This is a genomic window from Magnetococcales bacterium (assembly GCA_015232395.1).
In the GTDB taxonomy this organism is placed as follows: domain Bacteria; phylum Pseudomonadota; class Magnetococcia; order Magnetococcales; family JADFZT01; genus JADFZT01.
In genome coordinates, this window is the sequence record JADFZT010000010.1 from 23,766 (window position 1) to 37,099 (window position 13,334).

The following is a 13,334-nucleotide window of genomic DNA, read 5'->3' on the forward strand; positions in this document are numbered from 1 at the left end:
ACACTCAAACAGATTTTTCAGGACAACTGGGAACCCTTTCTCCTCGCCTTCAAACACTTGGTCACCATCTATGTGGCTTACAACGTTTGGAAAATCATGAACTGCCGGGAACCGGAGGGGCTTGGTTACGCCACCTATGCCTGTCCCGACCACCCCGGAGAAACATGCCACATCCCCAGGTCTTGCAAAAGCCGTTTCTGCTCGGTCTGCGCCAAAATCCAAATTGATGGATGGGTTGCAGACATGAACCGCCTGTTCCCCAATTGATCGCAGGAAATGATCCTGAAATCCGGATCACAATCGACCCTCAGTCCAAAAAAACAAGCCATCAGACAAATGAATTTCCAATTAGGATGGCTAATCTCCAACTTTGTTTTTCCGAAACATCGAGATAGTCATCGCTCCAGTTGATCAGATCCACCATTATGTTTTACTCCTGGAGAATGATTCATTCTGAACGAACAGGTGATCAGGTGATGCCAGCCTTGGCTTTGAGATCTTCCTCAGAGTCGCCAAACTCCTCGGCAACCGCAAAAAATTCTTGGGATACCTCCAGAAAAGCATCCACCATGTCTGGGTCAAAATGGCTCCCCTTGCCCTCTTCGATGATGGCCACAGCTTTTTCGTGTGGAAATGGCGGCTTGTAGACCCGGCGGCTGATCAGGGCGTCATAGACATCAGCAACCGCCATCAGACGTGCTGAAATGGGAATGTCATCTTCCTTCAAGCCTTCCGGATAGCCGCTGCCGTTCCATTTTTCCTGGTGGTAGTAGGCGATCTCTTTGGCGAAAAGTAAAAAATTATCTGCACGGCTCATGGATTTTTCAGCAGCGGCAATGGCGTCGCGGCCATAAATGGTATGTTTTTTCATCTCATCAAACTCTTCCTCGGTGAGACGTCCTGGCTTGAGCAGGATGTGATCCGGAACCCCCACCTTGCCGATGTCGTGGAGGGGAGCGGATTTGAAGAGGGTGGTGATGATGGATGGGGTGAGATAATCCTTGAACTTGGGATGGGTTTTGAGCTTTTCCGCAAGGACTTTGACATAGCGTTGAGTGCGGCGGATATGGTTGCCTGTCTCTGGATCCCGGGCCTCTGCCAAAGAGCCCATGGCCACCATGGTAACATCCTGCAACTCTTCCATCTGCTGGGTGCGTTCTACGACTTTTTCTTCAAGAATGTCGTTCTGACGCAGTAATAAATCCCGAGAGGTCTTCAGCTCCAGGTGGGTTTTGACGCGCTCCTTGAGAATCGGTGGGCTGATAGGTTTGGTGATGTAGTCTACGGCACCGACAGCAAGCCCCTTGGCTTCATCTTCCACCTCGGCCTTGGCGGTGAGAAAAATGACCGGAATGTCCCGGGTGGCCTCATTGGCCTTGATCCGTTGGCACACCTCATAGCCGTCCATCTCCGGCATCATGATATCCAGAAGGATCAGGTCGGGTTTTTTGCGTTCGATGATCTTGAGGGCCATTTTGCCATGGACAGCAGCTTGCACCAGATAGGTCTTGGAGAGCACTCCCTTGACCACATCGATATTGGCTGGGGTGTCATCGACCGCAAGAATGGTTAACTTGGCTTCCTGTTGCATGCTTGTCTCCTGGTGGATCATCCAAGCTGGATGATGTCGCAACCTATCCGGTTAACGATGGCCTTACTCTGCCGCATTTTTTTTCATCCAGCTATAAACCCGGTCACGATGATTTTATTTTCCAAGTTTATACCAGGCACATTTATATTGACAATATCAAGCCTCACGAGCGCTTGCCAAAAGCTGTCCCGCAAAGGCCGCCGCTCCATCGAAATCATACTCTCCCAAGAAGCCTTTCAGCTTTCCGAGCCCAGAGCGCAACTCCTCTTCGGTCACCTTGTTGAGGAGTTCATCCACCATTTCCTCAGCTGTGGCATCATAACCTTCAATTTTACTGGAAATCGATTCAAGGCTTTCGATCATCTCCTCTTTGGATGGTCCGGTATCGTTGCTTCCGGATGATTCAAGATTCGGGAGAGTCAGAGACATCTCCTGGACCAGTTCTTCAGCTTGATCAAAGGCGTAGTCATCAAGGGCCTTGATCAGTCGGGAAGCGGGGTTTTCCAGGGGGGAGCCTGACACCAGCAAGGCCAGCTTTTCAGAGGTATCTGCAGCGGCGGAGTCGTAGTCGTCGATCTGGTTTTGCAATTGTTCCAGCAGGCTCTTGATTTGGGTTGGATCCAGGGTGGCCGCAGCAGAGGTGGTGGCGGTTTGTTGGGCTAAGGCAATGTTGATGGTTTCCAGGGTTTCCGAGAGAATTTCAGCCACCACTGCAAACAACCCTTCCAACGCATCATCTTCCCCATCCTTGAGGCATTTTTCCAGTTTTCCGGCCTCTTCCTGGAGTCTCACCGCACCGATATTGCCAGAGACTCCCTTCAGGGTGTGTGCCCCCCGGATAGCCCCTTCCTGGTCGCCTTCATCCAGGCTTTTTTGGATGCGTTCCAACACATCCCCTTCGCTGGTGAGCACCCGGCCCAGAAGCTTGCGATAGGCCTTTAGACTTCCCCCCACCCGCATGACAGCCCGTTCCACATCAAATCCAGGCAGCTCTGGCAGGGGTTCCTCCTCCTCGGATTTTTGGGAGGCTTTTTTCAAAAGCTCTTCCGGGATTTCCCGCTCTCCCGGCTTGATCCACTTGGCCAAGGCACCATACATCTCCTTGGGATCAATGGGCTTGGCTACATGGTCGTTCATGCCAGCATCGAGACAGCGCTCCCGATCCCCGGCCATGGCGTTGGCGGTCATGGCGATGATGGGAAGTTCCTTGAAGGCCTCCTCCCCACGAATGGTACGGCTGGCTTCATAGCCATCCATCACCGGCATCTGGATATCCATCAATACCGCATCGAAGGATTCCCGCTTGACCCAATCGACCCCTTCCTGGCCGTTGTTGGCGATGGTGATGACAAATTGGGCCTGTTCCAATAGTTCGGAGGCCACCTGTTGATTGACCTCGTTGTCTTCCACCAGCAAAATGCGGGCACCGGCGATGGTTTCCACCATCTCTTTGCCCAAGCGTGATGAGCTCTCCTTATCAGAGGTTTTTTCTGTCTCAAAGCCGTACACCCCACTGACGATGGTGTCGAACAGGGTCGAGGCAGAGACAGGTTTCAAGAGAAAGCCATCCAGATTCACCTGCTCAGCCTGTTTGCGCACTTCCTCCCGACCATGGGCGGTGACCAGGATTATTTTGGGTCGTACTGAAATTTCCGACAGATTTTGGATGGTCCGGGTGGTTTCGATACCGTCCAATCCAGGCATTCTCCAATCCATGAGTACCAGGTCGAAGGGGTTGCCTCCCGCCGAAGCTTCGATCAATCGTTTCACGGCAGCCTCACCTGATGAGACCTCTTCAGCTGTCAGGGAATAGCCTTGGAGCAAATTGACCAAAATTTCCCGGGAGTCGGCGCTATCGTCTACTACCAGTACCCTGAGGTGATGAAGTTCCTCGGGTACGATCCGGGCATTGGTTCCAGCCTCACCGTGACGGCCAAAGACAGCCGTAAAGCGGAAGGAACTGCCATGTCCGGGCTCGCTTTCCACCCAGATCTTGCCGTTCATCATCTCCACAAAGCGCTTGCTGATGGTGAGTCCCAGACCGGTACCGCCAAACTTGCGGGTAGTGGAGGTGTCCGCTTGGGAGAAGGCCTGGAACAGGCGGCCTATCTGCTCCTTGGTCATGCCGATACCGGTATCCTGTACTGAAAAACGCAGGGTAACGGGGTGGTCATCTTTCAGTTCTGTGGCCAGCCTGGCCTCTTCTCCCACAGTGACCGGCAGACCGTCCTCCCCCATCAACTCGATGCGGATGACCACCTCTCCGGATTCGGTAAATTTGACCGCATTGTTGGCGAGGTTGACCAAAATCTGGCTCAGACGTAAGGGATCTCCCATCAGGCCGTTGGGAACAGCGGGGCTGGGGGAGATGAGAAATTCCAGCCCCTTTTCACGGGTTTTGACAGTGATCAGGCTGGCCAGATTGTCCAACACTTCATCCAGTTGGAAGGGGGCGGACTCCATGTCCATTTTGCCCGCTTCAATTTTGGAGAAGTCGAGAATATCGTTGATAATACCGAGCAGGGAGTTGGCTGCATTGAATGTTTTGGTAACATAATCCCGCTGCTTGGTGGTGAGTTCAGTCTGCAACGCCAGGTGGCTCATGCCGATGATGGCGTTCATGGGGGTGCGGATTTCGTGGCTCATGTTGGCCAAAAAGTCACTTTTGGCCCGAGTGGCGTCTTCAGCAGCTTCTTTGGCTTTTTTCAGCCCTTCCTCAGCCTCTTTTCGCTCGGTGATATCTTTGGTGAAAGCCATGATGATCTCATTGCTATCACATTTGGCCAGAGAGGCACTCATTTCCACGGGAAAGGTACGGCCATCCTTGGTTCGGTGTTTGGATTCCAGGGTGATGCTCTCCTGATGGCGAAATTTTTCCAACAGATCCTCCACCGCTTTCTGGGGAAAAGCGGTATCGATATCCCGAATCTGCATCTGGAGTAGCTCTGCCTGGGAATAGCCCAACCTTTGGCAGGCGGTATTGTTGACATAGGTAAAACGGCCACCATCGGTCTGCATCCAGAAGATCGCCTCTGCGGCATGGTCCACGGCGTGTTGGGTGAAGAGAAGGGCTCTCTCGGCTTCCTTGCGGGCCTCCTCGGAGCGCAGGGAGATGACCCCGTGGGAGACGTTGTCCGCCAGGCGCTCCAGTGCTTGGATGTTTTCACTCTCAAAGCCATCTGTCTCCCGGGAATAAACCAACAGGCAGCCGAAGGTTTTTTCCTGATCTTTCAGGGGGAGGGCAAGGACTGAGTGGTAGTTTCGCTCCAGAGCGGCCTCCCGCCAGGGCTCGAAGCTGAGTTCGGTTTTGGTGTCTCGAACCAGATGGGGTTGACCACTTCGGATCGTTATTCCCGCTGGCCCCTGACCTGTGGGGGATTCACTGTCCCAGGAAAATCCCCCCTTCCTGAGATAGCCCTGTTCGATCCCGGCATGGGCGACGGCCTGGATGGTTTTTTGTTCATCGTTGCGAGCCAGACCAGCCCATACCATGGCTTTTTCGTTGTTTTGGACAATGGTTCGGCAGATCTGGGTGAGCAGATCTTCTTCGGTGGTGGCTTGAAGCACGATTTCGTTGGCGTGGCTTAAGGTGCTCAGATCCCGGTTGGATTGAGCAATTTTGATCTCCGCCTGTTTGCGTTTGGTAATCTCGGTGCCGATACAACAGATGATGGGAAGTTCGACTGTGGTCATGCCCAAGGGAAAGAATGTGGTATCGAAAAACCGTTCTCCATCAGGGCCAGGAAAGGCCAGTTCCATCTCCCAGGAGAGCCCTCGCTGCAATACCCACTTTTCGGCCTGCTCCATTTGGTTTACCAAGGAGGTAGGGAAGAGATCACGATGCTTTTTGCCCAGGAGTTGTTCCAAGGGAGTGGCGACCAGCTCTTCAAAACGGCTGTTGGCGAATATGATATTCTCTTTGGGATGTTTGAGATAGACGATATTGTTCATGTTTCTCAATATCGCATCCATCTGGTCCTTGGACTCGTTGAGGCTCTTTTCCGCCTCTTGTCGCAAATGGGCAGAGTAGAGGGTTTTGACTCCATAGGAGATGTTTTGTGAAAGCCGTTCGAGAATGGCGACGTTTTCCTCATCAAAGGTATCCGTCGAATCGGAATAGATGGCCAAGACCCCTGTTTCGTTGTCATTGAAAAAAATTGGGAAAAAAGCGCTCGAACCTATCCCGCGATTTTTGGTCTCCTGGATCCAGCCGGCGTGGCTCCATTCAGTCTCGATATTTTGCAAAACGATGGCTGCCCAGTGGACCATGGTTTTGATTTCAGGATAGTTTTTCAGTTCGTCTTGTGGGCAGTCGTTGGTTAAAAAATTGACATAACCGTTATCAGCGCCATGGGAGGCCAGAATACGGAAGGAATTTTTTGTATCATCGACCGCTACGGGGGCTCCACCAGCCATACCGATCCAGGTAAATTTGGCTTCGAAGATATCGACGATAACTTGGCAAATTTTTTCGAGCAGCTGTTTGGTATCGGTGGCCTGAAAGAGAATTTCGTTGCAGCGGCTTAAGAGTTCATAATTGGTCCGGGATTTTTTTATCGCCTCTTCGGTTTGCTTGCGTTCGGTTTCGTCCCGTACCACACCCACCATCCGTGTGGGAGCCCCCGCTTTGTCTCGGGCTACGATCATGCCGCTGGAAAAAAACCATTTCATCTCACCGCTTGGTGTAAAAGCGCGATATTCCACCAGATAGTCGTGGGTCAAACCTTCCCGATAATTTTTCCCGGAAGTGAGAACCTGGTCCCGATCCTCCGGATGGATAGAGTTAATCCACTCCTCATGGGTGATATCGGCATCTTCCGGCAGACCCATCATCTCCCGGTAGAGATCGTTGACTATGGTTTTGTTAGAGACCAGATCGGCATCCCAGAAGCCCAGATTGCCACCGTCGAGCGCCATGTTGACCCGTTCCTCACGCTCCTGGAGAACCTCGGCATTGCGTCTCTCTTCGGTGACGTCGGAAAGAGTGACCACCACGCCCCCCCCTTCGGTGGGGGCTTGGCGCAGGTCGAGTATGGTGCCACCCGGGACATGGAGTTCTCGGCGGACGGTATCCCGACGTCGATAGGCTTCCAAGCGCTGCTCGATTAAAAATTCCACATCGAGGGAGCCATAGTTTTCACGGGCGGCCAGATGACGCACCATCTTTTCTACGGATGCCCCAACGTCAATCAGACCCTCGGGCAGTTGCAGCAGCTCCAGGTAACGTTGGTTGAAAAAAATAAAGTTGAGATCTTCATCCAGCATGAAGAGTCCATCGGACATGCTGGAGAGGGCCAGGTTCAGGCGTTCGTAGATATTTTCAAGCTCAGTGGTGCGCTCCAGAACCTTCCCTTCCAGTTCATCCCGGGCACGGGCCATGGTGCGGGTGGCCCGTTCTCCCAAGAGGACGGTAAACATGGTCAGCGCGACGGAGAGGAGCAGGGTGAGACCGGTGATGATCAGCAGGTTTTGGCGCAGGTCAAAATAGCCGGCCAATGCCTCCTCCATATCGATCTCAGTGGTTATTCCCAATCCCAGATGCTGTTCCCACTGCCACGCCCCCAAAACTGTAACGCCTCGATAATCCCGATAGCCGTTGGTGTCGACGACAATGTGCCCATGCCCGGCTTCGACACTGTTTTCAGCCATTTCCCAGCCTTGGCGAATGGCGTTCAGGGCCATATGGGTGAAGGGGAGCTCGTCTCTGGTTTTTTCAGGGCGGAACCCTTCGAGCAGATTGCCCCCGGGGTCGCGCACATAAATTTTTCCGTGGGCTTTTTCTCCCGGCTCCAAAAGACCAATCTCGTAGAGATCTGATTTGAATCGGCTGTCAGAGACCATGCGTCCTTCAAAATCAAAGGCATAGCTCTCACCGGACTGGCCGATGCGCCCGGCTTGTATGATTTTGGAGAGCTGCCCTTCCGGTAGCAGCCGTTGGGTCATCACCGCAATGACCGAGCCGTCCGAATCTCGGATGGGAGCGGCAAAAAACATGGTGAGAGGTAGCTTGTTGGCTGTTTTTGATTTGGGTTGACCTAGAGTTACGTCAGAGCGGATGGGGGGAATAAAGACCGCTTCTCCAAGGAATGCCCGCTCCAGGAGTTCCGGTTTTTGTCGGGCAATCAGATTTTCGCTACCGAGGTTCGAATCCCGGCGGGAGCCGATGGAAATGGTGTCCGGGTTGATGATGAAAAAACCGATCCGGCCGAATTCATTCTTCCTCTTGGCGAAAAAGGCTCTGGCTTCAGCCAACGCTTCAGACTGTTTTAACGCTTCATGGGTGGAGGGAACCATGAGCAGCCGCCGGGTGATGGCAGCAAGCTCCGGATCCCGCCCCAGTTGCATCATGAAATTTTTCCGTTCCGCCACCCAGGAATCGAGCCGGTCCATGGTGGTTTCAAGCGCCACTTGAAGATCACCACGCACATTTTCCAGGGTATTTTTGCGGTTTTGGGAAAGGGTGTACCAGACCAGGCCGGACACCACCATGGCCACCAGGCTCATGCCGGAAAAAGCGATGATGCGAAAGCGCAGGGTGCCAAAAATGCGGGCGATGGATTCATCGGAGACCAGCCGAGGTAAGATCAGGGTGCCAAAAATCAGCACCAAAAACACCACCACGCTGCTGCCCATGAGCCACTTGGAATTGAGTGTGTTTTCTGAAGATGGGCCAGCACTCTCCCCTTTCGGGTGATCTGAAGGGGATGATTTTTCCAGGGAGGGGATCCATTTGTTTTGAATGAGGGAAAGCTTTCCCGGAGGAATGGTCGCAAGTCCCTTGTTGATCAGGGCCACCAGTTGGGGCCAGTCGGAACGCACCGCAATGGAGAGTCTTCGGGGGGGAAGATTGGTTATCCCGGCAATTTTAAGCTCCAGCAATCCTTCCTGCTCAATCAGATAGCTGATGGAGCCCTGATAACCGATATAGTAATCCGCTTTATTTTCCAGAATCTGATTGAGCCCATCCAGGGGAGTCGGGACTTCCTCAAAGGCGATCTGGGGATATTTATCCCGCAGGTAGGAGACAACGGCATAACCTTGGGCCACCACCACTCGATATGGGGTGAGTTGTGCAGGGTCTTCGATATTGGGGCTGTCGTAGCGGGCTGCGGCTACGATGGGCATGGTGACAATGGGGTGGGACCATTTTAAAAATTTTCGCCGCTCGGGGGTTTGTGAAGCCAAAGAGATGACGTCTATCTCCCGTCTTTTTGCCCCTTCAGTCACTTCATTCCAGGAGAGGTTTGGCACCAGCTGAAAGTTGATGCCGAGTTTTTGCTCAAGGAGGTCGAGCACTTCGGCGGCAATGCCGTCATGGGCTCCCAAAGCGTTGATATAGTCAAAGGGTGGCCAAGCCGGATCCACACCCAGGCGAATTGTCGGGTGCTGCTCAATCCACTTTTTTTCCTCTGGGGTGAGGGGGGTGCGTTTCAGGGTTTCGATGGGGGTGGTGGTCAGCCAACGGCGTTGGATTTCCCGTTTATCCTTGGCGGTGATCGCCTGGACCCCCTTGATGAGAATCGATGCGAGAATGGGCAGATCCTGATGGGTGGCGATGTTGAGCAGCGCCAGTTCCGGGTCTCCCATTTTGACCTCGCCGGAGACCGTGAGATCACTCATCATATGGTGGGCCAGGAGATGATTGAACACGGCCAGCTCCCCCAACGCTGCATCTGCCTGGCCGAAGCTTACCGCTTTCATGGTTTCGATGGTGCCTTTTAAAGGCAGGACGGTGATGAGGGGATAGTCCCGCTTTAAAAGTTCCTCATAAAAAAAGCCCTTGGGCACGGAGACGGTCTTGCCAAAAAGTTGCTCCAGGTTTTGATAGGGGGTGTCTCGCTGGCTCAGGATAGTGTTGGGGTTTTCAGCATAGGGGGGGGTGTAGAGTAGATATTTTTCCCGCTCAGGGGTTTTGACGATATTGAGCATCACGTCAAGGGTGCGGGCCTTCATCATCTCCAAAAAGTCATTCCAGGAAGGACCGGTGATATATTCCACTTCCAGGCCAGCCTTTTGGGCCAGGAGATTCATATAGTCGATGGAGTATCCCTTGGGCTGGCCCTCCTCAGCAAAGTTGAATGGGGGCCAGTTGGTCTCATTGTGGACACGGATTTTGGGGTTTTGAGCGATCCAGGCTTTTTCTTCAGGGGTGAGATCCAGTGTCCTTAATGGTGTTGCTGATTTGCTGACCTGAGTGGTCGCAGGAGCTGCTTGAAGCCCTGGAGGAGAGAGTGCCAAGCAAAGGAACAGCGATATGCCCACAAGCCATGGGAGCAGGGCAGCAGCTCTGTTCAATTGAAAATAGGGCGTGTTCATCGGTGGGATTCCCAATCAGATCAATATTGCCAAACCCGCCCGATGGTAACATGTTTGGTAAAATGGACGCTACGTTCCTGTATCTAATCTGCATTTTGTCATCTTTTTTGCCAAACTGGAGCAATTTTCTTGGAAAAGGTTCACGCATTTTTCCATCAAGCTTTTCAAAAGAGGGGACAGGCAGCACACGATAGGAATAAATGGAGTGATTCTTGTCTATGGTCTGTTTAGTGGCTTTTCCAACCTGTTTTGTAAGGGGGTCAGACGTTGGACCAGGGGTTGGATGTACTCTTGATAGTGCTCCCAGCGGGCTACGGAGCGGCGGTGGACCGGCTCTCTGACTTGGGCGTTACTGGCGGTGTTGACCATTCTCCGGGAGCGGTGAAAGCTGAGGCAGGCGGGATCCCACTCCAAGCCACAATGGTCGATCAGGCGGCGGATGTGGGGTTCGGGTTCGGTGACCAGATCTTCGTAAATGATTTCCAATAAGTCTGGAAAGCAGTTGCGCCACTGTTCGGTCAGAGTGGCATATCCTTCCACGTAGGCGGCAATGCCATCCAGGGAAAAGGCGTAGCCGTGGCTGGGGAGAAAGTTTTGAAAATAGATCGAAAGCGCCGTATCCAGCAGATTGCGGCGGCAGTGGATCAGGGTGGCTTTGGGAAAGAGGGTGCGGATTAAACCCAGGTGAAAAAAATCTCCGGGCATTTTGTTGATCACCCGGGCAGCCCCCTGGCTGAGAGCGTCTATTTCCTGGAGATAATCCTGGCCCAGGCGGCGTAGATGGGGGAGGGTGAGGGCCTCCAGGGTGTCGGGATAGGGGGCTTTATGGTTGAGCCGGGTGGGGAGGGTTTGACTGAGGGCATGCATGTGTTCCAATTCTCCCGCACCAAAGGCTTGGGGATGGCTTGCCAAAATCTGCTCCACCAGGGAGGTGCCGGAACGGGGCAGCCCCACCACAAAAATCGGTCGCCGGGAGGCCAACCCCCCATCTCGCCATTTTTCAAACCATTCCGGAGAAAAGCGGGCGATGAGGCGTTGGACGAGCTGGATGTGGGCCTCGGAATCAAAAGGGGCCTGGGGGCGCTTCAAAATGTTGCCCTGGTCATAGTGATGGAATGCCCGATCCCACGCCTGGCAGTCGTCGTGCACCTTGCCAAGGGCAAAATGGAGGTCGATGCGGCCTGTGGCTGAGAGGTGCGGGTTATTGAGCGCAGCCTCCATCTTTTGGATCTCTTCTTGATCTTGGGGGCCGTAACGATGGGTTTTGGCCAAATGAGGCCACACCTCACCAAAATCGGGGTGTTGCTCAAGGGCCTTTAAAAAATGTTCTCTGGCCGCTTTCAACTCCCCCCGATCCAGAGCGATTCCCCCCAGACCAAACCAGGCAGGGGCAAAGTGGGGTGCCAGCTGGGTGGCTTGGCGATAACTTGTTTCAGCGGCCTCGTGGCGATTGGTTCCTTTGAGCAGACTCCCCAGCCCACAATGCAAAATCGCCTGATGGGGGTGTTGCGCCAGCCCGTGGCGGTAGAGTCGCTCTCCCGTCTGATAATCCCCCATTCGCACCGCGATAATCGCCAGATTGTTGAGGGCTGTCAGATGGTTGGGATCTTGAGCCACGATTTTTTGAAAAAAAGCCGCCGCTTGTTTGATTTGACCCAGACCCATGAGGATGAGCCCCATCTCTTCCAGGGCTGAAATCAGGGTGGGCTCCAAGATGAGGGCCTGGGAGAGGCTTTCGATGGCGGGTTTGTGGTGACCGGCCAGGCGCAGCAGATGTCCCCGCTCAAACCACAATGAGGCCGTCTGGGGGAGCTGTTTCAGGCCCTTCTCCAGGGTTGTGAGAGCCCCTTGGGCCTGGCCTGCTTGGCGCTCCAGTTGGGCCAATAGCCGCCAAGCAGACCACTCTTTGGGAAAACGTTTTACCAGGGTGCGGGCCTGGGACAGTGCCGACTCCGGATCCATCCCGGTTAGCGCTTTTTCGAACGCTGCCAGCGCCTTGGTGAAAGTGGAGGAGGAGTGGGGTGTCGTCATGATAAAGCGCGACTTTTATCGGCTTGAGGGAAGGGAGGCCGGAATTGGAGAGTGAAAAAGTAAAAGGGATGCGTTCCTGGTCAAAAAAAATCAGCTGCCAATCAGGCTGGATTCCATACTAACAACACGCAGGACTTTATTCAGGGATCATTCATTCGTTGGAATACGGCGTTGATCATGCTTGGATTTTTGCGAAAATATCGCCATTCAAGCTCATTCCCAGGAGCCGATGATGCCGTATTTGTCGAGAGTTTTCCGATAGCCGCCATCCGCTACCAGCTCAGCCAGTTCAGCGTTGAAGCGTTCTTGGAGTTGGATGGCGTTGGGCCATTTTTTGGAGATGACCAGCATAAAATCCCGGATGGGGCCGATGGGGCGGTCGATATGGTCCAGGGTGTCGAGTTGGGGGGCGCGCTTGCGGATAATGTGGTTGCAGACGTTGATCTCACAGATCACCAGATCGACTCGACCGGCAGCCAATTTTTTCAGGTGCTGAATTTCCGGGGTTTTGGAGGTGATCAGATCCACCTTGAAGAGTTCGTCTTTCATCGCCTTTAAAAAGACCGGCGCATAGTTATAGGCGGAAACCCCCACCACATAGGGCTTTAAATCTTCAAGCGCTTGCCAGCTGATTTCTGAATCCTGGCGTTTATAAAAAACATCCGAAATACGAGCGATGGGCTTGGTGTAGAGAAAATGCCGGGCGCGTTCCTCGCTGTGGGTAAAAAGCATGGCCGCTGCCAAGTCGCCGTATTTGGTCAGCTTTTGCAGGCGTTTGGAGGGATAGAAAAAAAACTGGGGCTGATATCCCATCCGGGTAAAGACGGCATCGGAAATTTCCACGGCAGCCCCCACCAGTTGATCCCCTTCCAGATAATAGAAGGGGGGAAATTCCGAGGCACCGATGGGGATCTTGGTGTTGGCAGCCCATGACGATACCGGGAGGATGAAAAAGAGCATGCCACTCAACAGAGTGGCCGCAATCGCCCTTTTTGCACCTTTCAGGAACCTCGGAATTTGGATCATCTTGGTTTCTCCCGTGATGGTCATGGCTCCAGCCATGCCAAGTTTTTGCATCGATTCGCCGAGCCTACAACGATCCCGGAACGATGGCAATCGGCTGTAGCAGCCAAGCCTCTGCCGATAACCGGCTCCTGAGTAGGTGGGCGGGGATCTTTAAGAGAGTGGGGCGGTTGGAATGTTAAATAATCGTTTGGATACCCCCTAAACGGCACCATTTTTGAATACCTCTTTTAAAATGCCCTTCCCACACCCTCTCTATCTCCGGGAATAGTGGCATGATCCAGGCAACCCGTTACGACTGGATCAAATCCCCCGACTGTTTTGTGCAAAGAGGGGGAGGGTGAGATACCAGGATCTATTCATCATAGCCTAA

The 13,334-nt window shown here is 53.4% G+C and carries 5 protein-coding genes; 1 reads left to right on the forward strand and 4 read right to left on the reverse strand.

Features of this window, described 5'->3' with window-relative positions; translation table 11 throughout:
- On the forward strand, window positions 1-267 hold a 267-nt coding region (locus HQL52_04805), incomplete at its 5' end, for a transposase zinc-binding domain-containing protein (GenBank protein ID MBF0368760.1).
- A gap of 202 nt (window positions 268-469) precedes the next feature.
- On the opposite strand, the gene HQL52_04810 is transcribed toward HQL52_04805, so the two are convergent.
- The 4 genes from HQL52_04810 to HQL52_04825 all read right to left on the reverse strand — a co-directional run bounded on the left by HQL52_04810 (window position 470) and on the right by HQL52_04825 (window position 12,964).
- Window positions 470-1,591, reverse strand: coding sequence for a two-component system response regulator (locus HQL52_04810; GenBank protein MBF0368761.1), 1,122 nt, complete (start codon window positions 1,589-1,591; stop codon window positions 470-472).
- Between the two features lie 156 nt (window positions 1,592-1,747).
- A complete protein-coding gene (locus HQL52_04815) occupies window positions 1,748-9,907 on the reverse strand; it encodes a transporter substrate-binding domain-containing protein (protein ID MBF0368762.1) in 8,160 nt (2,719 codons plus the stop codon).
- A gap of 216 nt (window positions 9,908-10,123) precedes the next feature.
- Complete coding sequence (locus HQL52_04820; GenBank protein MBF0368763.1) at window positions 10,124-11,938, reverse strand: sulfotransferase; 1,815 nt, start codon at window positions 11,936-11,938, stop codon at window positions 10,124-10,126.
- Window positions 11,939-12,151: 213 nt separating this feature from the next.
- A complete protein-coding gene (locus HQL52_04825) occupies window positions 12,152-12,964 on the reverse strand; it encodes a transporter substrate-binding domain-containing protein (protein ID MBF0368764.1) in 813 nt (270 codons plus the stop codon).
- Window positions 12,965-13,334: the final 370 nt, after the last annotated feature.